Below are 21,266 nucleotides of genomic sequence, written 5' to 3'. Positions count from 1 at the left end.
TGAGGCCGGCCGGTGACCTGAAGCTGCCAGTCAGTCCGCGCGGACGCCGCCACCCACCGAGCGGACCAGCTCGGTCAGGCGGTTGAACACCCGCTCCTCGCCGAGGCCGTCGTGCTCGTACTCGTTCGTGACCCAGGCCTGCACGTTCCCGACCCGCCGGGCCGTGTCCAGTTGCAGCCCGGAGTCGACGTACATGTCGTCGAAGTACACCGCGGCAGCGACCGGTACGTCGTTCGCCGCGAGCCGATCGAGGTCGTACAACTCCGACCACCGCGGCCGGGCCGCCAGCACCTCGACGGCTCCCCGGAAGGGACGCAGTCCCCGGATCTCCTCGAACATCCAGGGGTACATCATCTCGCCGGTGAACAGCAGCGGCCGCGCATCCTCGGCGAACTCCGGACGCCGCGCCCGCTCGGCCTCGGCAGCCCAGGCCGTCGCACCCTCGCCGGACCCGTAGATGCTCTCCTGCAGCGCGGCGAACAGCGGCCCGCCGTCGTACGACGACTCCACCATCACCTGGCTCAGGAAGGTGTCCGACAAGGCGTCCGCGTCGAACGCCTCGTCGAGCAGCCAATGCATCCGCTCGTACCCGGGCTTCATCCCGAAGCCGATCCCGAGCGTCTGGAACCGCCGTACCGTCAGCCGGTCACCGTCCGGCAGCCGTACGTCGTCCGCCGCGAGCCGATCCGCGATCGCGGCAACCCGGTCCACGTTGTGCGGATACCGCCGGTAGAACTCGCGGTTCTTCGCCTCGACCCGCGGATAGGTACGCCGGTACACCTCGGCGGCATCCGGATCGATCGAGGCGAGGCCGCCGGTCACGTAGCACGCCGTCAGCGCCTCGGGCGCCTTCGAGAGATAGCTCAGCGTCAGGAAACCGCCGTAGCTCTGCCCGAGCGTCGACCACTTGACCCCACCGAACACGGTCGTCCGCAGATGCTCGGCATCCGCGATGATCGAGTCCGCGCGGAAGCACGCGAGGTAGTCCGCACCGGCCTCGGCGCTCTCGAACGACTCCATCCGCCGCGCACTGATCGGCGTACTGCGACCGGTCCCGCGCTGGTCGAGCAGGATCACCCGGTAGGTCTTGAGCGCCGTCCCGATCCACCCGGACGGCTCGACCGGGCGCGGAGCCTTCCCGCCCGGTCCGCCCTGCAGGTACACCAGGTAGGGCAGGTCGTCGTCCTTGCGGACCGGGTCGACGACCTCGCGGGCGAACACCTCGATGCGATCCGGACCGTCCGGAGTGGACCAGTCCAGCGGCACCGAGACCGTGTGTTCGCGGATGTGCATTCCAGGGATCGTGTAGCTGGTCATAGGCGTGGGTCCACCGGTTCCGACTCGAGGGCTAGGACGGAGAAGACGCATTCGTGGATGCGCCAGAGCGGTTCACCGCGGGCGGCTCGCTCCAGAGCCTCCAGGCCGAGCGCGTACTCGCGGAGTGCGAGTGAGCGCTTGTGACCGAGGTTGCGGTCGCGGAGACGCTCGAAGTTCGCCGGCTCGGTGTAGTCGGGGCCGTAGATGAGCCGCAGGTACTCCTGCCCGCGGACCTTCAGCCCCGGCTGCGCGAGTCCCTTCGCGGTCCGGGTCAGGTTGGCGGCCGGCTTCACGACCATGCCTTCACCGCCCGCATCGGTCAGCTCCTGCCACCACGCGATCCCGGCATCCCAGCCCGACAGGTCGACGTACAGGCGCCGGGTCGCCGTGACCAGATCCGGGCTGGCGGCAACCATCCTGTCCGCGATCCCCAGGTGCCAGGCGTGCGGCCGATCCTGGTATGTCGCTCCTTCCGACGCGAGCACCTGGAACGGCGCCACCCGGACACCGTCGAGTCCATCCGTCGGCCAGCAGTACCTTCTGTATGCCGCGGTGAAGCGCTCGACGTTCGCCGTACGACGCTCTGTTGCGGTGAGCAACCGGTCGACGTCAAGACCTGCTGCGGCGGCGGATTGGAGTGCTGCGGTTGCTGCTGGCAATGAGTTGCGAGCAGCGGCACCGACAGCCGCGTACTGGTTGCGGAGCAGGTCCTCGGCCTTGGCGCTCCACGGGAGAAGCTCGGCGTCGAGCAGCAGCCACGACGTGTCGAGCTCGTTGAACACACCCGCCGCCTCGGCGACGGCTCTCAGCTTGAGCAGGAGCTCGTCGGCCAGTGCAGCGTCGAAGAAGGATCGTCCGGTGCGGGTGTGGACCGCGCCGCGACCGGCGAGACCGAAACGCTTCTCCGCGACATCGTCGTCCCGGGTCAGCAGGACCACGGCGCGGGAGCCCATGTGCTTCTCCTCGCACACCAACTCGGTGACACCTTGGCCCTTGAACGTCTCGAATGCCTGCAGCGGGTGCTCCAGCAGCCCGGGTTCGCTTGAAGTGGAGACAGGGCTCATCGTCGGCGGCAGGTAGAGCAGGAAGCGCGGGTCGATCGCGAACCGGCTCATCACCTCCAGCGCCGCGCCCGCCTGCTCGGCCCGGATGCTCAGCCGGCCGTGGGCCGACGTCTCGATCACCCGGCGACCGGTGACGTCGGTGAGCTCGAGAACGTCGGGCTCGCGGGTGGGCGCGGTTGCCACATGCAATGGTTTCGCCGGGGCGTAGTACTCCTCGGCGGCTTGGATCGAGACCAGCTCGCGCTCGGGGTAGCGCAGGGCCGTGAGCGCGCCGCCGAAGACGCAGCCGGTGTCGAGGCAGATGGTGTTGTTGATCCACTCCGGCTCCGGGGTCGGCGTGTGGCCGTAGACGACCATCGCGCGACCGCGGTACTCGTTCGCCCACGGGTAGCGGACCGGCAGGCCGAACTCGTCGGTCTCGCCGGTCGTCTCGCCGTACAGGCAGAAGGAACGGACCCGGCCGGACGCGCGGCCATGCATGCGCTCGACCAGTCCGGCGTGCGAGACGACCAGCCTGCCGCCGTCGAAGACGTAGTGCGAGATCAGGCCGTCGATGAACTGCTCGACCGCGTCGCGGAACTCCGGCGGCTCCTCGGCCAGTTGCTCGAGCGTGGTCTCGAGACCGTGGCTGACCTTGACGTTTCGGCCTCTGAGTGCCTTGAGCAACTTGTCTTCGTGGTTGCCGGGGACGCAGTACGCGTGGCCGGCGGCAACCATTCCCATCACCAGCCGCAGTACGCCGGGCGTGTCCGGGCCGCGGTCGACCAGGTCGCCGACGAAGATCGCGCGGCGGTCCGGGTGTACGGCGTCGATCGGGCGTCCGGTGGCGTCGCGGGTGAGGGTGTAGCCGAGCTCGGTCAGCAACTGCTCCAGCTCGGCGCGGCAGCCGTGGATGTCGCCGATGATGTCGAACGGGCCGGTCTGGTCGGTCAGGTCGTTGAACAGCCGGGTGCGTTCGATGCTGACGGCATCGATCTCGTCGACGCTGTCGAGCACGTGGACAGTGCGGAAGCCTTCGCGCTTGAGGCTGCGCAGGCCGCGCTTCAGCTGCGAGCGCTGGCGGGCGACGACCTTGGCGCCGAACTGGCGGTCCGGCCGCTGTGCGTTGCGCTCCACGCAGACGCGCTCCGGCGGGTCGAGCACGATGGCGACCGGCAGTACGTCGTGCTCGCGCGCCAGAGCAACCAGTTCCTTCCGCGCCTCGGGCTGCACGTTGGTCGCGTCGATCACGGTCAGACGCCCGGCGGCGAGGCGCTTCGCCGCGATGAAGTTGAGCACCTCGAACGCGTCCTTGCTCGCCGCCTGATCGTTCTCGTCGTCCGACACCAGCCCGCGACAGAAGTCACTCGAGATCACCTCGGTCGCCTTGAAATGCGTCCGCGCAAACGTGGATTTCCCCGACCCACTCGCTCCTACCAGCACGACAAGAGAAAGTGCTGGGATGTCGATCGTCGTCATCAGGCGGCCACCTTCTCGAGCAGGCGGAAGAGGGCGAGCTGCGTGGGCGGACCAACCTCGGGATCCTCAGCCCCGACCGGCCGGAACTCCACCATGTAGCCGAAAACACGCGCAACCTCGTGAGCCCAGGACTGGAATTGCTCTCGGGTCCATTCGAAGCGGTGGTCGGGGTGGCGGTAGCGGCCGGCGGGTAGGGACGGGTAGCGGATGTTGTAGTCGCTGTTGGGGGTGGTGACGATGACCGCGGCGGGTCGCGCGGCTTGGAAGACGGACTTGGCCAGGGCGGGCAGGCGTGGCGGGTCGACGTGCTCGATGACCTCCATCAGGACGGCAGCGTCCAGGCCGGCCAGGCGGTGGTCGGCGTACGTGACCGACGACTGCAGGAAGCGCAGCCGCTCACGCTGACGGTCGGGCAGGTCGTTGTAGTGCAGCCGCCGCTTGGCGCCGATCAGCGCCCGTGCGGACACGTCGGTCGCGATCAGCTCGCCGACCATCGGGTCCTTCAGCAGCTCACCGACCAGTGCGCCTTCGCCGCAGCCCAGATCCGCGATCCGCCGCGCACCGAGCTCCCGCAGTACGCCGGCAACCGTCTGGCGACGCTCGACCGCCAGCGACACCGAGCCTTCCTCCGACGGCTCCTCCACCAGTTCGACGCCGTCGGCCTCAGCGAGACGCTCGAGCGCGGTGTCTGCGAGGTAACGCCGGTGGGCCAGGTAGCGGTGCGAGATCAGGTCCTTCTCCGGGTGCGCGCCGAGCCAACCCTCACCGGCCCGCACCAGCTTGTCCACCTCGTCCGAGCCGACCCAGTAGTGCTTGGCGTCGTCCAGCACCGGGAGCAGCACGTACAAGTGATTGAGCGCGTCGGCCAGCCGGAGTACGCCGGTCAGCCGCAGGTCGACGTACCGGGAATCACCCCACGCGGGGATCTCCGGATCGAGCGGCACCGGCCGGGCGTCGACGGTCCAACCGAGCGGGCCGAACATCCGACCGGCCAGCTCGGCACCGCCGTTGCACGGCAGCGCGGGGACGTGGATCTCCAGCGGGATCGGCCGGGCGGCCAGCTCAGGACGTGCGTCGCAGCGGCCGTTCATCGCAGTCCGGAAGAGCTTGCCAAGGGCGACGGCAAGCAGGCTGGAGGCGGCGTACGGGCGGTCGTTCACGTACTGCCCGAGGGTGAACCCCTCCTGCGCCTTGCCCCGCCCGGAGCGGACCAGCGCGATCGGGTCGATCTCGAGGAGGACGGCCGCCGTACAGCGCTCATCGGTTGCCTCGGGGTAGAACACCTGCGCTGTGCCGCCGGTGACCTCGATCCCCTGCGGTCGCGCCGGGTTCTTGTGCAACAGGAACCCGAAATCGCTCGCGGGTGCGTCTACTCCGGCAAGGTCGGTGGCTAGCGTCAGGAACACTTCCGTATTCGATCACGGTACGCGGCCGGACCGGGACCGAAATACCGCGGGCCGGATCGAGGATTGAGACACGCGGGGAGACCTCTGGCGTGTCGGCCGGTTTGGTTCTAACTTGAATAACAGAAGAAGAGTCGCTACAGACCGTCCTTCCCCGCTGACAATCGGTAATGTCCCCGGTTTGTGGTGAGCGCCCACCCACGCCGACCAACGGGGAAAGGACCATGGCACCCTCAGGCCAATCCAGTTCGAGTTACTGCGGTTCCGTGCCCTCCGGCGAGGTCCGCCGGTGAAACCCCAGACCTTCGAACTCGTCCGTTACACCGATATCAGCGGAGTCTCCGGCACCGGCATCGTGGCCGAAGGCTGTGTCTTCACCGACGGCTCGGTCGCGCTCCGCTGGCACGGCCCGAACCCGTCCACGGCGATCTGGCCGGATCTGGACTCCATCCTCGCCGTCCACGGCCACTGCGGAGCCACCGTAGTGCGCTGGATCGACGTCTCCGAGATGGAACCGGTCCCCGGCACGGATCTGCTCCCTGGCGAGGTAGCGCACATCCTCGCCACCGGACGGCACACCCACCACCGCCCACCGGCGGTCGCCACGGCCTGAACGCCGGCTACGGCGTCAGACCTGTGAGTGCGAAGAACTCCTGGCGCGAGCTGGGGTTCTCGCGCAGCGTCCCGTGCAGGGACGACGTGACCGTGCGGGAGCCGGTGGCGCGAACACCGCGCAGTGACATGCACTGGTGTTCGGCCTCGATCACCACGCCGACGCCCTTCGGCGCCAGGTGGTCCTGGAGCCAGTCCGCGACCTGCTTGGTCAGCCGTTCCTGGACCTGGAAGTCGCGGGCGAACAGTTCGACCACGCGGGCCAGCTTGGACAGCCCGAGAATCCGCTCCCCCGGCAGGTAGCCGACGTGCGCGACGCCGGTGAACGGCAGCAGGTGGTGCTCGCACAGGGACTGGACCGGAATGTCCTTGGCCAGCACGAGTTCGTCGTACCCCTCGTCGTTCGGGAACGTCGTCAGCTCGAACTCGCGTGGGGTGAGCATCTCGGCGTACGCATCGGCCACTCGCCTGGGGGTGTCGGCGAGGTGCGCGCTGTGTGGGTCCCGGCCGAGCGCGGTCAGCAGATCCGCGACGGCGCGCTGGGCGGCGGGGAGATCAATCTCCGCGCGACCGGGGACGATATGGAGGGGGACGGATTCGAGATCGGCCGACATCGCCATCTGCACACTCCCTGAGGGGTCAACGGACTACGTCACTATACATTTTCATCAACGGATCTTGTCGATAGAATCATCCCGTGGACATGTCCTGGGACGCGAGCGTGCAAGCCGTCGCCGTGCTCGAGGAGCCGACCCGACGCCGGCTGTACGAGTACGTCGTCGCCCAGCCGGCGCCGGTGAGTCGCGAGGAAGCGGCCGCCGCGCTCGGCATCCCGCGGACCACCGCCGCCTTTCACCTGGACCGGCTGACCGAGGAGGGCCTGCTCGAGACCGGCTTCGAACGCCGGACCGGGCGTACCGGCCCCGGCGCTGGACGGCCCGCGAAGCTCTACCACCGGTCTGACCGTGAGATCGAGATCACTCTCCCCGAGCGCCAGTACGCCGTGGCCGGCCGGCTGCTCGCGGCCGCGGTCGAGGACGCCGAGACGACCGGCACTTCACCCCGCGATGCGGTCAACCGCAAGGCCGAGGAGTACGGCGAGGCCCTGGGAAGGACCGGATCAGGCCTCTCGCTGACCGAGATCCTCGAGCGGCACGGTTTCGAGCCGCGTACCGACGACGACGGCATCTCGCTCGGCAACTGCCCCTTCCGCCGCCTCGCCGCCGAACACCCCCGCCTGGTCTGCGGCATGAACCTGCACCTGGTGACCGGCCTCCTCAACACCGTCGACGAGCGGCTCGAAGCACGGCTGGATCCGCACGCGGGACACTGCTGCGTGAGAGTGTCCGGACCTGCACCACTCATCAACCCCACTCAACCCCCGCCATCGGCGAAGCGCTGAGCGTCCGCCATCCAGGAGCTGGGTGGTTGATGAGTGGCAGCGGTCCGCGCTGGCTAAGCTCGGCGGGTGGCGAAGAGTAGGCAGAGTCAGGGCACGCCCGCGACGGTTGCGCTGACGAAGGCGAAGGTCGAGTTCAGTACGCACACGTACGATCATGATCCGGCCGCGAAGTCGTTCGGGCTGGAGGCGGCCGAGGCGTTGGGGCTGGCGGCCGAGCAGGTGTTCAAGACGCTGCTGGTCGAGGTTGACGGCAGGCTCACAGTCGGCGTCGTACCGGTCGACAAGCAACTCGACCTGAAGGCGATCGCGGCCGCGGCCGGCGGGAAGAAGGCGGTGATGGCCGACCCGGCCGCCGCCGAACGGACCACCGGGTACGTCGTCGGCGGTATCAGCCCGATCGGCCAGAAACGCGCCCTGCCCACGGTGGTCGACAGCACGGCCATCGAACACGCCAAGGTCTACGTGTCCGGTGGCCGCCGCGGTCTCGACATCGGCCTGTCCCCCGCCGACCTGATCACCGTCACGAAGGCGGCGACGGCAGCGATCGCCCGCTGATCAGCCGGTGATGCTGGGCTTGCCGATCTCCAGATGGCCGGTCAGACGACGCCGGTACGTCGTGTCGTCCGGGCTGGTGACCTCGACGTCGTACCAGCCGTGGTCGGTCGGCCAGGACAGGGACCGGTTCTGGTTGCCCCGCAGTTCGATCGTGACGGTCTTGCTGCCGTAGCCGCGAGCCTTCAGCTTGACCGTGATCGACTTGCGCGAGGTGTTGACGAGCTCCAGTTCGAGCTCGTTGCCGTGCCGGTCGGTGCGCACGTCGAGTCCCGCAGCAGGTCCGTCGACGGAACCGGCCAGCTCGGCCCAGAACCGGTTCGGACCCTGGACCGCCAGCTCGAACGGACCGTCGACCGCGATCTCCTCGAGGTGCGAGCGCCGTACGTCGATGTGCGCCGGCAGCGGCACCTCACCGCCGTACGGATAGATCGCGAAGTGTGCGGCCTGGTCACCGTCGTTGCCGAGGGCCAACATCAACTTGCCATCAGCAACGAAGCCGGAAACCGACGGCTGGTAAGGCAGAGCGCGGGCCGGACGACGACCGTGCTCCTGCTGCGGCACCGCCTGATCGGCCGGCGGCGTCGGCTTCCAGCGCGCGATCGGCGCCGGAACCGGGCCGGGTGCGTCCACCGACGGCTGCCGGTACCCGCGGTCGAAGTCGAACGCCGACGTGAGGTCGCCGCACGCGGTCCGGCGCCAGGTGCTGATGTTCGGCTCCTTCACACCGGTCCAGCGTTCGAGGAACTGGATCACCGAGGTGTGGTCGAACACCTGCGAGCTGACGTGTCCGCCGACGGTCCACGGCGAAACCACGGTCATCGGCACCCGCGGCCCGAGTCCGATCGGCTGACCGGCGTACCAGTCGTCGCCCTCACCCGAAGCGGGCCGCGGCGCGACCGGCGGCGGCACGTGGTCGAAGTAGCCGTCGTTCTCGTCGAAGTTGATCAGCAGCACGGTCTTGGACCAGGTCTCCGGGTCCGAAGCGATCGCGTCGAGCAGGTCGTAGACCAGGTTCGCGCTGCCCACCGGCGTTGACGATCCGGGGTGCTCGGAGTCGACCGCGGACGGCACCAGCCAGCTCACCTGGGGCAGCTTCCCGGCCTTGATGTCGGCGCGAACCCGCGGGACGAGCGACTCCGGCTCGGACCGGTACATCGCCTTGCGGAACAGCTTCTGGTCCTTGATCGGCAACTGCTCGACCGCAGCGTCCAGTTGCTTCAGCGCGTCGGTCCGCTCGGCCGGCGTCTTCGCGAAGAGCTTGTCGTAGAACTCCTCGGTGGTCCGGTAGCCGCCCGGCACCGATGCCAGGATCCGGTGACCCAATTCCTTGAAGGTCTTGAAGTACTCGACCGCGTTGTCGGTGAAGTTGTCCCACTCCTGGTAGATCTGCCAGGAGACACCGGCCTTCTCGAGCCGTTCCGGGTACGCCGTCCAGTCGTAGCCCAGGTGGTTGTAGTCGTACGCCGCGTTGGTGACCGCGCGCTGCGTCGTACCGGGCTCGTAGCCGGTGGTGCCGGACCACAGGTAGTTGCGGTTCGGGTTGGTCGAGCCGTTCACGGAGCAGTGGTAGGCGTCGCAGATCGTGAAGGTCTCGGCGAGCTCGTACTGCAACGGGATGTCGCGGCGCTCGTAGTGGGTCATGGTGGCGGACGTCTTGGCCTGGACCCAGTCGTCGTGCCAGCCGTTGCTCCAGGCCTGGGTCGCGTCCTTGTAGCCGTGGGCCAGCGCACCGAGGTACTGGATGTCGTCGGGCTGCCGGCCGGCCGCGGCCGCCGCCTCGCGGACCGAGAACGGCAGCACCTCGCCACCGCCGGTCTGGGGCTGGTGGAACACGCTCTTGCCGTTGCGCAGCCGCAACGGCTGCCGGTCACCGAACCCGCGTACGCCGCGCAGAGTCCCGTAGTAGTGGTCGAACGAACGGTTCTCCTGCATGAGCACGATCACGTGCTCGATCGCTCGCAAGCCACCTCGCCGCACAGGTTGCGCCATCGCGGTGTGCAGCGAGGGTGGGAGCAGCGACAACGCTGCCCCACCCGCCGCCGAACCGAGCACCAGGCGCCGGGAGATCTCAGTCATGCCCCGGACAGTAAGCAAGGCCTGTGGCCACCGCGCAGCCGCAAGATGAACAGCTATCCGCGTCGCGCGACCACTGCGTCACGGAGGTTCTCGAGGACTGCTTCGGTGGTTTCCCAACCCATGCAGGCGTCGGTGATCGACTGCCCGTAGGTCAGCTCGCGCGTCGGGTCGAGGTCCTGCCGTCCCTCGGTCAGGAACGACTCCAGCATCACGCCGACGACCGCCCGGTTGCCCGCGGCCACCTGCGCACCGATCTCGCCCGCAACCACCGGCTGCCGGCGGTGGTCCTTGCGGCTGTTGCCATGGCTCGAGTCGACGACGACCCGCTCCGCGAGACCCGCCTTCCGCAGTAGTTCCTGGGCTCCCGCGACCGACTCGGCGTCGTAGTTGGGTCCACCGTCGGAGCCGCGCAGTACGAGGTGGCAGTCCGGGTTGCCGCGGGTGTGCAGGATGGCCGGTGCACCGTCGTGGTCGATACCGGTGAACACGTGCGGGACCGAAGCCGCCTTGATCGCGTCGACCGCCGTACTGATCGAACCGTCGGGACGGTTCTTCATGCCGACCGGCATCGACAGACCGGACGACAGCTGGCGGTGGACCTGGCTCTCCACGGTCCGGGCGCCGATGGCGCCCCACCCGACGAGATCGGCGATGTACTGCGGCGTGATCGGGTCGAGGAACTCGCAGCCGACCGGAAGGCCGAGCTCGAGCACCTGCAGCAGCAAGTGCCGGGCGGTCCGCAGGCCGCGGTTCACGTCACCGGAGCCGTCCAGGCCCGGGTCGTTGATCAGACCCTTCCAGCCCAGGGTCGAGCGCGGCTTCTCGAAGTACACGCGCATCACGACCAGCAGGCCGTCGGAGAGTCGCTCGGCGACCGGGCGGAGGCGTTCGGCGTACTCGAGGGCCGCCTTTGCATCGTGCACCGAGCAGGGGCCGACGACGACCAGCAGGCGGTCGTCGACGCCGTTCAGTACGTCGGCGACCGCCTGACGGCCGTCGACGACGGTCCGGGCCAGGGAGTCACTCAGCGGGAGCTCATCGTGCAACGCGAGCGGAGTGACCAAGGGGACGGTCTTCTCGATCCGTCGATCGACGACGGCCGCCTGACTGGCCTGCGGTATCGATTGGCGTTGGGGGATGGTGTGCATGACTGGGGACCTTTCCGCCGACGCCGCGGAAGGTCGCAAGCAGCCGGCTGGGAACGAGAAAAGGCAAGGACGGATGTCCTTGCCTTCGGGCCGGCTCTGGTGTCTTCGGTGGGCGTCAGCGATCGGCTGAGTCGCCCGGCACCAAGGCCGGCCACTCAAAAAATCGCCAATAGCTGCGCTTCACGGGACCGAGAGTACCACCGGCGCGGAAAGTCCGTGGCATCCGCGCCTCGGTCATGGTTGTCTCAGCGCGTGAACATTCGTACTGCGCGACAGGACGAACTGGAACTCCTGCGCGAGCTCGAGGTCGCCGCCGGCGTCCTCTTCCGCGACATCGGCATGACCGACATCGCCGAGCATCCAGCACCGCCGCTCGAGTTGTTCGAGCAGAGTCGCCAGGCCGGCCGGCTCTGGGTCGCGACCGGCAGCGACGACCGTCCGACCGGCTTCGTCCTGGTCACCCTGGTCGACGACGCGGCGCACATCGAGCAGGTGAGCGTCGATCCGGACCACCAGGGTCAGGGCCTCGGCCGCCAGTTGATCGAGCATGTCGACTCGTGGGCCGCCGGACAGGGCCTGAAGGCACTCACTCTCAGCACCTTCCGCAGCGTGCCCTGGAACGGGCCGTACTACGCCCGCCTCGGCTTCGTGGAGTTGCGGCCGGACGAGTGGACTCCCGGTCTGACCGAACTCCTGGCCGTCGAGACGGCGTTCGGACTCGACCCGGCCCAACGGATCTTCATGCGCCGGACTGTCACTCCGCAGTAACCGCAGGCGGTCCGGGCTCGTTGAGGGCTGCAAGACGGGTCGACACGATGAGGAGTGCAGCACGGTGGTGAGGCCACGGACCTTCGAGCTGGTTCGTTACCGGGATCCCAGTGGCGTGTCGGGCACGGGAGTCGTCGCAGAGGGCTGCGAGTTCAGCGACGGGTCGGTGGCGCTGCGCTGGTGCGGCGACAATCCCGCGACCGCGGTGTGGCCGAATCTGCATTCGGTGCTCGCGGTGCACGGCCACCACGGCGCGACCGAGGTGCGCTGGATCGAGGCGCAGCCGGCGGCACGCGCGCATCCCGCCGCCGACATCGACCACCTCTTCGACGAGCTGCACGAGATCCGTCCACCCGAGTCCGTCGCGGATCCGTCCCCGATCAGCCACGCCCGAGGATGGGCAGGCGCCCGCCATCTCCGGTAGAACATGGCCGTGACACAGATTTATCTGGTCCGGCACGGTGAGCCGGACTACGAGCCGATCGATTCCCGGGGCTGGCCCGGGATGGCGGCCGACTCCGCCCCGCTCACCCCGCTCGGGACCAAACAGGCCCAGGAGCTCGCGGACCTGCTCAGCGGGATCGGAGCGACGTACCTGGTCAGTTCCCCGTTCACCCGCGCGCTGCAGAGCGCCGCGATCATCGGCCACCGGCTGGCCCTCGGCGTCCGGGTCGACTACGACCTGCGCGACTGGCTGCCGGACCACACCGGCGCGTGGCGCGGCATCGCCGACGTACGGGCCGCACAGGCCGAGTTCGAGGCGTACGACGGTGAGTGGCCGGAAGGCATCCAACGGCCCTGGGAGCCGCTGTCCCGGGTCCGTGAGCGGGCCCGCGCGGCACTCACCCGGCAGTCCGCGAGCACGGACGGCCCGGTGCTGGCGATCACGCACGCGATGGTCATCCGCGCCCTGACCGGCGAGACCGGCACCCCGCACGGCGCGCACGAGTACTACCGGTTCGACGCGGCCGGCGAGGTCTGACCGCTCCGTCACGCGATAAGTGGCGCAAGTCACACCCGGTGATGACGTGAACACACTCACCGCGTGATCCGGCCCTGATCACGGCACGCGACGACACCTGCCGATAACGAATGGACCGAAGTTCGAGACAACAAGGGTTGAACTCGCCATGAGTTGAGCATAGTTTTCACCGAGCGCCCGTCCGCGCTCACGGTGAGTCAAGGAGGTTGCCATGTCGAGAGGGATGCCTCGCCTACCCCGCCCGCTCATGGATCTGTGGGACTGGCAGTCGCAGGCCGCGTGCCGCGACGTCAACCCAGAGCTGTTCTTCTCGCCCGAGTCGGAGCGTGGCGTGCGAAAACGCGCCCGCGAGATGGTGGCCAAGTCCCTGTGCGGGACCTGCCCGGTCCAGCCGGAGTGCCGTCAGCACGCACTCTCGGTCGGAGAGCCGTACGGCGTCTGGGGCGGCACCACCGAGTCGGAGCGCGACAACACCCTCCTGCCCGAGCACCGAAAGTCTGCGTGAGGCGCTGTTCGTCCACTCACCACCACACAAGCCCTGACCGGCAGGGCCTGCGCGCAAGCTCAGGCCTTGCCGTCGTCGGGCTCTGAGGTGGTCTCGGCCTCCGGCGTCGTCTCGGGGTCCTTCGCCTTGGGCTCGGGCTCCGGCTCGTCGGTGTCCGCGGGCTTCGGCTCGGGCTTCGGCACGGTGTCCTGCGGCCGGTCCTCGGGGCGGTCGTGCAGCTGGTCGTCGTGCGGCGGCTTGACCGTGGTCCGCGGGTCCCGGTAGCGATCCAGCGTCTTCAGGAAGTCCGGATCGTCATCGGGCGCGACCGGGCGTGCGGACGGCCGTGGCGGCCGGCCCGTGACTTCCCGACGGCTCCCCTGGGTGCGCGACATGAGCAGCCAGACGATCGGCCCGACGAACGGGACGAACACGATCAGGACGATCCACACCAGCTTCGGCAGATGCGGCACGTCCTCGTCGGGCGTCTGGATGCAGGAGAACAGCGCGTACACGCTGAGCACCAGGCTGATCAGGAACGGCAGGAATCGGACCACGCTCCAACAGTACGGCGTCAGCGCGCAGTGACGGTCAGACCCCGCGCGCGCAACACCGAGTTCTCCAGTGGCCGGAACACCAGCAGTTCGATCCCGACGCCGACGACGAAGATCAGCAGGATGCCCGCGAACACCATCGAGATGTCCGACAGCGACATCCCGTTGTGCAGGAACTGGCCGAGTCCCTGACCGAGGTCCGGCGACGTCGCGATCAACTCGGCGGCCATCAGCGACCGCCACGAGAACGCCCAGCCCTGCTTGAGTCCGCCGAGGAATCCGGGCAGCGCGGCCGGCAGCAGGATGTACCGGATCCCGCTCAGCCGTCCCGCTCCGAGCGCCTTCCCGACCCGCGGCAGGATCGGCGGCACCTGATCCAGACCGGACATCAGCCCGTTCGCGATCGACGGCACGGCACCCAGCAGCACGACCCAGTAGATCGCCCGGTCGTTCAATCCGAACCACAGGATCGCGGCTGGCACCCACGCCACCGACGGCAGGCTCTGCAACCCGGACACCAGTGGCCCGATTCCTCGCCGTACGACTCTGCTGTTGGCGATCGCCAGGCCGAGCGGTACGGCGATCAGCAGCGACAGCGCGAAGCCGATCACCGCCCGATGCACGGACACCCAGAAGAGTTCGAGGATCTCCCCCGACGTCACCAGCTGCCAGATCTGGGCCCACACGGCGAGCGGAGCCGGCAGCTTGAACTCGGGCCAGAACGCCGCCGCCCACAACACCTGCCACACAGCAACCAGCAGCACGACTGCACCGATGGGCGGGAACGCCCGCGCCGCGATCCTTCGGGCGAGGGAACCCTGACTGGAATGGACCGGCGTGTCCAGCGCATCCAGGCCTGCCTCGACCGAGCCTTCCTGAAGATCAAGCTGCGGCATGACTACTGATCACCCTGCGAAGCTCGGTGTTGATCTCGTCGACTGCCTCAGCCTCGGGCAGCTGGTCGACGTCCCACTGCCGCACGACCCGGCCAGGCCGGGACGACAGCAGTACGACGCGTTGCCCGAGCCGCACGGCCTCGCGAACGTCGTGCGTCACGAACAGGATCGCCGTACCGGTCGCACGCCAGATCCGCAGCAGCTCACCCTGCAGGACGTCCCGGGTGATCGCGTCGAGCGCGGAGAACGGCTCGTCCATCAGCAGCAGTGACGGCTTGCCCGCACCGGAGCCGGTGTTGTCCGTCGTGGATGCCAATGCACGGGCCAACGCGACCCGCTGCCGCATCCCGCCCGACAGCTCGTGCGGACGCTTGTCACCCAGTCCGCCCAGCCGGACCAGCTCCAGCAGCTCAGCAGCCTTCGCACGCCGCCGTGCCTTCGGTACGCCGGCCATCCGCAACGGCAGCTCGACATTCCCGGCTGCCGTCAACCACGGCATGAGCGCGGCCTCCTGGAACACCACTGCTGGCCGAGAGGAGCTCAGCTCGATCCGTCCACTCGTCGGCTGATCCAGACCGGCGACCAGGTTGAGCAGTGTGGTCTTGCCGCAGCCGGATGCTCCGAGCAGGCAGACGAACTCCCCTGCAGCTACCTCCAGATCGACACCCTCGAGCGCCACGACCGCCGACCGGCCGCTCCCGAACGCCTTGCCCACTTGGTGAAACCGCACCGGACTCACGCTGTCCACTACGGCCCGATCGGCCTCGACGGTCGCGGTCATGGCTGCCTCCCTGGTGATTACTTCGTGTCCAGACCGGCCGCGTCGACGGCCGGCTTGCCTGCCTTGCTCAGTACGTCGTTCAGCGGGCCGAGGTCCGCGAATCCGGCCACCGCCGGTGCTTCCTTCGCGATGCCCGCGGTGACCTGGTCCTTGGCCAGCTGCGGGAACGTCGACGCGATCGGGTCCGCGGTGATCTGGATGTTCTGGAACGCGCGGTCGATCACGGCCGGCTGCAGAGCCTTGCCGGTGGCTTCCTTGAGTTGCTTGTTCACCGCGGTCTCGGCTGCAGCCTTGTCGGTCGTGGCGAAGTCGATCGCCGAGACCAGACCGGACAGCAGCGCCTTCACGGTCTCGGGGTGCTCCTGCAGGAACTGGGTCCGCACGATCAGCACCGTGGTCGGGAACTTCCCGTCCGGCCACAGCGACGCCTCGTCCAGCAAGACCTTCGCGCCGGCGTCCAGGACCAGCCGCGACGACCAGGGCTCGGGCAGCCAGGCCGCGTCCACGTCGCCCTGCTTGAACGCGTCCAGCGTCTGCGCGTTCTCCAGGTTGGTGACCTTGACCTTGCCGGTGAGCTTGTTCTCCGCCAGCCACTTCTTCAGCGACACGTCCTGGGTGTTGCCGAGTTGCGGGGTGACGACGGTCTTGCCGGCCAGGTCGGCCGGCTTGGTGATCGTCGGCTTCACCACCAGTTGCGCGCCGCCGGACGTCGTACCGGCGATCAGCCGGACGGCCTCGCCGTTGGACTTCGCGTAGGCGTTGATCGCGGGACCGGAGCCGATGAACGACGCGTCCAGCGAGCCGCCGAGCAGCGCGCCGACCGCTTCCGGGCCGGCGTTGAACTTGGTCGGCACCAGCTTCGTGCTGCCGAGTTCCTTGGTGAACAGGCCCTGGTCGAGACCGACCAGGGCGGCGGCATGGGTGACGTTCGGGAAGTAGCCGAGCCGCAGCTCGGTGGCCGGGCCCTTGTCGGTCGACGCGACCGGAGCCTCGTCGCGGTCAGCCCGCGAGCAGCCGGTGACGGCGGCCGACAGAGCCAGGACGGCGGCGAGCAGGCGGACAGGACGGATGCTGTGGATACTCACAAGCAGACCTTCGGTGGTGCAGGCAGCCGGACGGCCGCGGGCGGAAGGAAGGAAGGAACAGGTCAGGAGGCGGTCTCGAGCTCGCGCTCGTCGTCCAGGGCGCGCTCGGCCTCGGCGACGGCGCGGTGGCCGGCGAACAGTACGCCGTACACGACGACCGCGGCCCAGCCGACGATGAGTACGCCGTACGCGAGGTAGCGCGGGGCGGCGGCGACGTCGAGGCCGTTCATCAGCGTGCGGGCGTTGGTCAGGATCAGCACCAGGCCGACACCGACACCGAGCCAGCGAGTCGCCAGTCGCGACACCAGCCAGGCGGCCAACGGAGCCGCGATGACGCCGCCGATCAGCAGCGCGGCGACGATGTCGTACGGCAGGTTCTTCCCGCCGAGTCCGAACAGGAAGCCGATGCTCGCAGCGACCGAGACGAGGAACTCCGCGGCGTTGACCGAGCCGACCGACCGCCGCGGCGCGAGCTTGCCGCTGCTGAGCAGCGCCGAGTTCGCGACCGGACCCCAGCCGCCACCACCGGTGGCGTCGATGAAGCCGGCCACCAGACCCAACGGCCCGAGGAACCGGCCCGCCGGCCGACCCTCGATCACGGCCCGCACCTTGCCGGTGCCGAACCGGGCCAGGATGTAGACGCCGAGCAGGAGCAGAAGGGCTGCGACCCACACCGACGCCGACTCGGTCGACAGGCTGGACAGGAACGTCGCACCCGCGAACGCGCCCACGGCTCCCGGCACACCGATGAGCGCGACCACGCGCCAGTCGACGTTGCCGAAGCGCCAGTGGGAGATACCGGACGCGAGTGTGGTGCCCACCTCGGCGAGATGGACCGAAGCGGACGCGACGGCCGGGGTGATCCCGGTGATCAGCAGGGCCGTGCTGGCGGTGACGCCGTAGGCCATGCCGAGGGTGCCGTCGACGAGTTGGGCGACGGAGCCCAGCAAGGCGATCAGGATGAGACGACGCACGGAACTGCTCCTACGGGTCGGGAGGAGACGGTGACGGAGGGCGGAGTCCTACGCCGAAGGCCGACAACCCGAGGAGTTCACGCGCAGCAGGTCGACATGCCGGCGCCGCGTGAGCGCGTCGCCGGGAGCGTTTCGAGTGACCTGCATGAGTCCATGAAAGCGGACAAAGTCGAGTGACATGCTCAGGTTTCGCGATGTGAGACGACAAATCGCTGAGCGGACGGATGCGTCGGCCGGTTGTGGTCAGATTGTTGAAAGCCTGGCGGCGGGCTGCCTACGGTCCTCGGGGTGCCGATGAGCTGAGGAGCAGCCTGATGCCTGATCTGCCGGACGGTTGGACGCCTGGGGGTCCACTGCACGCCGGAACGCTGAAGACCGAGTACGCCGTCCGGCCACTGGGCACCGACGTGTCGCGGCCTCGGTTGAGCTGGATCGCCGCCGCGCCCGGATACGGCGCGACCCAGACGGCGTACCGGATCCTGGTCGCGAGCACGCCGGAGTTGCTGACGCCGGAGAGCGCGGACATCTGGGACTCCGGCAAGGTGAGCTCGGCGCGCACCTTCGGCATCGAGTACGACGGCCCGCCGCTGACCGCACGCACGCGCTACCACTGGACCGTCCGGCTGTGGGACGGACTGGACCGTGAAGGCGAGTGGGCTACACCGGAATGGTTCGAGACCGGCCTCCTCGACGAGGGCTTCGGACCCGCGCGGTGGATCGGCGGCCACGTGGAGAGCGCTCCACTGCTGCGCAAGGCTTTCGCCGTCGACGGCACAGTGCGACGCGCTCGCCTCTATTCGAGCGGCCTCGGGTACGCCGACCTGCGCCTCAACGGTCAGGCGGTGAGCGATGCGGTCCTCGACCCCGGCTTCACCGACTACGACCACACCGTCCTCTACGTGACCCACGACGTCACCGACCTCGTCCGCACCGGCGACAACGTGGTCGGCGCTGAGCTCGGCCGCGGCTTCTTCGGACTCACATCACCGAACTCCTGGCGCTGGCACGAGGCGCCCTGGACCTCCGAGCCGCGACTGATCGCCCGCCTCGTCGTCGAGTACGACGACGGCCGCGCAACCGAGGTGGTCTCGGACGAGTCCTGGCGCATCACCGGCGGCCCAACCCTCTCGGACTCCCTCTACGAAGGAGAGACGTACGACGCCCGCCGCGCCCTCCCCGGCTGGGACACGGCCGGCTTCGACGACTCCGCCTGGTCCGCGGCGGCTGTGGTCGACGCGCCGAAGGGACGGCTGCAGGGACAGGCCCACGAGCCGATCCGGGTGGTCGAGACCGTTGCGCCAGTCGAGCTCACCGAGCTGCGGCCCGGGGTGTGGGTCGCGGACTTCGGCCAGACCACGGCCGGCTGGACCAAGCTCACCGTGACCGCGCCGGCCGGGACAGTCGTTGGCCTGACCCACGGTGAGACGCTTGCTGATGGCAACGTGGTCGCAGTGAACCGGCACGTCGAGGGCGACCGGATCCAGCGCGACGAGTACATTGCCGCCGGCAACGGTGTCGAGGAGTGGGAGCCGCGCTTCTCCTACAAGGGCTTCCGCTATGTTCAGATCGACGGCGTGATCGAGCGTCCCGACGTACTGATGCGCATTGCGCACTCCGACGTCGGTACGGTGACCAGGTTCACGTCGGCCCAGGCGCCGTACGAGCAGTTCGACCAGGCGATGCGGCGGACGATTCTGAACAACCTGCATGGCATCCCGACCGACACACCGTTCATGGAGAAGAACGGGTGGACCGGGGACGCGCAGGTCGGCGGGCCGACGATGTTGGCGTCACTCGATATGGCCCGCTTCTTCACCAAGTGGCTCGACGACATCCGGGACAGCCAGGCCGAGTCCGGGCAGTTGCCGGTGATCGTCCCGTCCAGTGGCTGGGGCTTCACCGACCTCTCCCCCGCGACCGAGTGGCCGACCGCCTACCCGTTCCTGCTGCGCGAGATGCACCGCGCGTACGGCGACGAGCGGCTGCTGCGCGAGCACTGGGACTCGCTGACCCGCTACCTGGCCTGGGAGCTCGACCGGGTCGACGACGGGCTGTCCATCAGCGTGCTCGGCGACTGGCTGCCGCCCGGCTACGGTCGCGGCCCGGCGCCTGAGGACAGGCGGCTCACGGGTACGGCGTACCTCTATCGCGCTGTTCTCGTGACCGCTGAGATCGGTGACCTGATCGGCAAGCCGAACGACTACCGGAAGGCGGCGGCCGAGCTGGCCGACGGACTGAACCGGGCGTTCCTGGATCGTGAGGCCGGGCTCTACCGGTCGGCCGACGATCCGGACTACCGGCAGACCTCGAACGCGGTGCCGCTGGCCTTCGGGATCGTGCCCGACGAGCTCGTGCCACGGGTCGCCGCGAACCTCGCGGCGGACGTTGAGGCGCGTGGCTTCCACCTCAACACCGGCTGCCTCGGCGTCGGCGAACTGCTGCCGGTGCTGACCGCTCACGGGTACGGCGAGGCCGCGACGAAGGTCGCGTTGCAGCGCTCGTATCCGAGCTGGGGCTACTGGTTCGATCTCGGCGCGGACACGATGTGGGAGAAGTGGGAGGAGGACTCGCGATCGCGGAACCACTACTTCCAGGGCACTGTCGTCCAGTGGATCTACGAGAACGTCGCCGGACTCCGCAACGTCGAGGCGGGCTGGGAGCGGATCGTGGTCCGGCCGGACGCGCGCGACGAGACGAGTTCGGCGAGCATCCACACCGACACGATTCGCGGCCGGGTCTCGGTGGTGTGGCGGCAGGTCAGCCGGGTGCTGTCCCTCGACGTACATCTGCCGGTCGGTACGACGGCCGAGGTCCACGTACCGTCCACGGCGCCATCGGACGTGACCGTCGTACCGGGTCAGTTCGCGAGCGAACCGTCGTACCAGGACGGCTACACCGTCTACACGGTGCCGGCGGGGCACTGGAGCTTCACGAGTCGGTCGGCGTGACCTTCGTGTAGAGGAGATCCCGCACCGCCCGGCCCTCGGCCTGGGCGCGGGACTCGAACTTGGTGACCGGACGCCACTCCGGGCGCGGGGCCCAGCCGTCGTACGCGTTACGCAGTTGCGGCTCGGCCTCGCACACCTCGAGCATCCGGTCCGCGTAGTCCGCCCAGTCGGTTGCCAGATGCAACGTTCCACCGGGCTGCAGCCGGGACGCCACCAGCGCGATGAACGGCGGCGTCACCAGCCGGCGCTTGTGGTGCCGCTTCTTCGGCCACGGGTCCGGGAAGTAGATCCGTACGCCGGACAAGGCGCCCGGTGCCACGTGATCGCGGAGGAAGTCGAGCGCGTCGCCGTCCAGCAACCGGACGTTGTCGAGGTCGTACTTCTCCACCCACAGCATCAACTGCCCGAGGCCGGGCGGGTACACCTCGGCGGCCAGGTGGTTGATCTCCGGCGCGGCGACCGCGAGCTGGGCGGTCGCGTCACCCATCCCGGATCCGATCTCGAGAACGGTCGGCGCCTCCCGGCCGAACCACTCGTCGAGATCGACATCACCCGGCGGGAGTTCTTCCAGCTTCCGGCCCAGCTCGGACCAGCGCGTCTCCCAGACCCGCTTCTGCCCGACCGTCATCCGGACAGTGCGCCGGACGTGGCTGAACACGCCCGCCTGTCTGACCTGATCCGTCCTTTCCACCACGCCGAGTCTAGAAAACCCGCCTCAGAACTCGACCGCGAGGGTGCGAGAGGTCCTTAGGTACGTCT

20 protein-coding genes are annotated in these 21,266 nt (G+C 68.8%); 8 read left to right on the top strand and 12 right to left on the bottom strand.

The window, feature by feature from the left end:
- Positions 1-30: 30 nt before the first annotated feature.
- The 3 genes from E0H73_RS02550 to E0H73_RS02540 are packed head-to-tail and all read right to left on the bottom strand — an operon-like array spanning position 31 to position 5,245.
- Positions 31-1,317, bottom strand: coding sequence for an alpha/beta fold hydrolase (locus tag E0H73_RS02550; RefSeq protein ID WP_131350574.1), 1,287 nt, complete (start codon positions 1,315-1,317; stop codon positions 31-33).
- Entirely contained in the window at positions 1,314-3,839 is a 2,526-nt protein-coding gene (locus E0H73_RS02545; protein WP_131350571.1) for a polynucleotide kinase-phosphatase, read from the bottom strand. The genes E0H73_RS02550 and E0H73_RS02545 overlap by 4 nt, the downstream gene beginning before the upstream one ends.
- Positions 3,839-5,245, bottom strand: a complete 1,407-nt coding sequence (locus E0H73_RS02540; protein ID WP_131350568.1) for a 3' terminal RNA ribose 2'-O-methyltransferase Hen1 — start codon at positions 5,243-5,245, stop codon at positions 3,839-3,841. The genes E0H73_RS02545 and E0H73_RS02540 overlap by 1 nt, the downstream gene beginning before the upstream one ends.
- A 286-nt stretch (positions 5,246-5,531) precedes the next feature.
- On the opposite strand from E0H73_RS02540, the gene E0H73_RS02535 reads away from it, so the two are divergent.
- On the top strand, positions 5,532-5,855 hold the full coding sequence (locus tag E0H73_RS02535) for a hypothetical protein (RefSeq protein WP_131350565.1): 324 nt from the start codon (positions 5,532-5,534) through the stop codon (positions 5,853-5,855).
- 7 nt (positions 5,856-5,862) lie between these two features.
- Here the strand turns inward: E0H73_RS02535 and folE are convergent, their stop codons facing one another.
- Positions 5,863-6,468 carry a GTP cyclohydrolase I FolE gene (gene folE, locus E0H73_RS02530; protein WP_202867217.1) on the bottom strand — a complete coding sequence of 202 codons (606 nt, stop codon included), beginning with the start codon at positions 6,466-6,468 and terminating at the stop codon, positions 5,863-5,865.
- An 89-nt stretch (positions 6,469-6,557) separates the two neighbouring features.
- Between folE and E0H73_RS02525 the strand changes: the two genes are divergently transcribed.
- Together E0H73_RS02525 and ybaK are read left to right on the top strand one after the other, a co-directional pair.
- Complete coding sequence (locus E0H73_RS02525) at positions 6,558-7,256, top strand: helix-turn-helix transcriptional regulator (RefSeq protein WP_131352490.1); 699 nt, start codon at positions 6,558-6,560, stop codon at positions 7,254-7,256.
- Positions 7,257-7,322: 66 nt separating this feature from the next.
- Positions 7,323-7,811, top strand: coding sequence for a Cys-tRNA(Pro) deacylase (gene ybaK, locus E0H73_RS02520; RefSeq protein WP_131350561.1), 489 nt, complete (start codon positions 7,323-7,325; stop codon positions 7,809-7,811).
- Here the strand turns inward: ybaK and E0H73_RS02515 are convergent, their stop codons facing one another.
- Positions 7,812-9,887: a phosphocholine-specific phospholipase C gene (locus E0H73_RS02515; RefSeq protein WP_131350559.1), complete on the bottom strand. Its 2,076-nt coding sequence runs from the start codon at positions 9,885-9,887 to the stop codon at positions 7,812-7,814. It abuts the gene before it with no gap.
- Positions 9,888-9,940: 53 nt separating this feature from the next.
- Complete coding sequence (locus tag E0H73_RS02510) at positions 9,941-11,035, bottom strand: 3-deoxy-7-phosphoheptulonate synthase (RefSeq protein WP_131350557.1); 1,095 nt, start codon at positions 11,033-11,035, stop codon at positions 9,941-9,943.
- A gap of 252 nt (positions 11,036-11,287) precedes the next feature.
- On the opposite strand from E0H73_RS02510, the gene E0H73_RS02505 reads away from it, so the two are divergent.
- From E0H73_RS02505 to E0H73_RS02490, 4 genes are all read left to right on the top strand, one after another.
- Positions 11,288-11,803, top strand: a complete 516-nt coding sequence (locus tag E0H73_RS02505) for a GNAT family N-acetyltransferase (RefSeq protein WP_131350555.1) — start codon at positions 11,288-11,290, stop codon at positions 11,801-11,803.
- 64 nt (positions 11,804-11,867) lie between these two features.
- Entirely contained in the window at positions 11,868-12,227 is a 360-nt protein-coding gene (locus E0H73_RS02500) for a hypothetical protein (RefSeq protein ID WP_238163764.1), read from the top strand.
- Positions 12,228-12,236: 9 nt separating this feature from the next.
- Complete coding sequence (locus E0H73_RS02495) at positions 12,237-12,785, top strand: histidine phosphatase family protein (RefSeq protein WP_131350553.1); 549 nt, start codon at positions 12,237-12,239, stop codon at positions 12,783-12,785.
- A 211-nt stretch (positions 12,786-12,996) separates the two neighbouring features.
- Positions 12,997-13,290, top strand: a complete 294-nt coding sequence (locus E0H73_RS02490) for a WhiB family transcriptional regulator (protein WP_131350551.1) — start codon at positions 12,997-12,999, stop codon at positions 13,288-13,290.
- A 59-nt stretch (positions 13,291-13,349) separates the two neighbouring features.
- Here E0H73_RS02490 and E0H73_RS47005 read toward each other — a convergent pair whose 3' ends face one another.
- The 5 genes from E0H73_RS47005 to E0H73_RS02465 all read right to left on the bottom strand — a co-directional run bounded on the left by E0H73_RS47005 (position 13,350) and on the right by E0H73_RS02465 (position 17,559).
- Positions 13,350-13,826 (bottom strand): PLD nuclease N-terminal domain-containing protein, encoded by a 477-nt coding sequence (locus E0H73_RS47005; protein ID WP_238163763.1) that lies wholly within the window; start codon positions 13,824-13,826, stop codon positions 13,350-13,352.
- A gap of 17 nt (positions 13,827-13,843) precedes the next feature.
- Complete coding sequence (locus tag E0H73_RS02480; RefSeq protein WP_131350549.1) at positions 13,844-14,719, bottom strand: ABC transporter permease; 876 nt, start codon at positions 14,717-14,719, stop codon at positions 13,844-13,846.
- Positions 14,706-15,500, bottom strand: a complete 795-nt coding sequence (locus E0H73_RS02475; RefSeq protein ID WP_131350547.1) for an ABC transporter ATP-binding protein — start codon at positions 15,498-15,500, stop codon at positions 14,706-14,708. The genes E0H73_RS02480 and E0H73_RS02475 overlap by 14 nt, the downstream gene beginning before the upstream one ends.
- A gap of 17 nt (positions 15,501-15,517) precedes the next feature.
- Positions 15,518-16,585: an ABC transporter substrate-binding protein gene (locus E0H73_RS02470; protein ID WP_131350545.1), complete on the bottom strand. Its 1,068-nt coding sequence runs from the start codon at positions 16,583-16,585 to the stop codon at positions 15,518-15,520.
- Positions 16,586-16,647: 62 nt separating this feature from the next.
- On the bottom strand, positions 16,648-17,559 hold the full coding sequence (locus E0H73_RS02465; protein WP_131350543.1) for a sulfite exporter TauE/SafE family protein: 912 nt from the start codon (positions 17,557-17,559) through the stop codon (positions 16,648-16,650).
- A gap of 314 nt (positions 17,560-17,873) precedes the next feature.
- On the opposite strand from E0H73_RS02465, the gene E0H73_RS02460 reads away from it, so the two are divergent.
- Positions 17,874-20,507 (top strand): family 78 glycoside hydrolase catalytic domain, encoded by a 2,634-nt coding sequence (locus tag E0H73_RS02460; protein WP_131350541.1) that lies wholly within the window; start codon positions 17,874-17,876, stop codon positions 20,505-20,507.
- On the opposite strand, the gene trmB is transcribed toward E0H73_RS02460, so the two are convergent.
- On the bottom strand, positions 20,488-21,198 hold the full coding sequence (trmB, locus tag E0H73_RS02455) for a tRNA (guanosine(46)-N7)-methyltransferase TrmB (protein ID WP_131350539.1): 711 nt from the start codon (positions 21,196-21,198) through the stop codon (positions 20,488-20,490). The genes E0H73_RS02460 and trmB overlap by 20 nt on opposite strands.
- Positions 21,199-21,266 lie beyond the last annotated feature (68 nt).

Origin of the sequence: Kribbella pittospori, from assembly GCF_004331465.1 — a bacterium.
GTDB lineage: Bacteria > Actinomycetota > Actinomycetes > Propionibacteriales > Kribbellaceae > Kribbella > Kribbella pittospori.
The sequence above is the reverse complement of the archived record's forward strand: the minus strand, read 5'-3'. Positions and strand labels throughout refer to the sequence as shown.

Coding starts and splice junctions, on each gene's coding strand:
- E0H73_RS02480 (WP_131350549.1), bottom strand. CDS start 14,719: ATGCCGCAGCTTGATCTTCAGGAAGGCTCGGTCGAGGCAGGCCTGGAT.
- E0H73_RS02460 (WP_131350541.1), top strand. CDS start 17,874: ATGCCTGATCTGCCGGACGGTTGGACGCCTGGGGGTCCACTGCACGCC.
- E0H73_RS02515 (WP_131350559.1), bottom strand. CDS start 9,887: ATGACTGAGATCTCCCGGCGCCTGGTGCTCGGTTCGGCGGCGGGTGGG.
- E0H73_RS02490 (WP_131350551.1), top strand. CDS start 12,997: ATGTCGAGAGGGATGCCTCGCCTACCCCGCCCGCTCATGGATCTGTGG.
- E0H73_RS02550 (WP_131350574.1), bottom strand. CDS start 1,317: ATGACCAGCTACACGATCCCTGGAATGCACATCCGCGAACACACGGTC.
- E0H73_RS02545 (WP_131350571.1), bottom strand. CDS start 3,839: ATGACGACGATCGACATCCCAGCACTTTCTCTTGTCGTGCTGGTAGGA.
- E0H73_RS02510 (WP_131350557.1), bottom strand. CDS start 11,035: ATGCACACCATCCCCCAACGCCAATCGATACCGCAGGCCAGTCAGGCG.
- folE (WP_202867217.1), bottom strand. CDS start 6,468: ATGTCGGCCGATCTCGAATCCGTCCCCCTCCATATCGTCCCCGGTCGC.
- E0H73_RS02475 (WP_131350547.1), bottom strand. CDS start 15,500: ATGACCGCGACCGTCGAGGCCGATCGGGCCGTAGTGGACAGCGTGAGT.
- E0H73_RS02525 (WP_131352490.1), top strand. CDS start 6,558: ATGTCCTGGGACGCGAGCGTGCAAGCCGTCGCCGTGCTCGAGGAGCCG.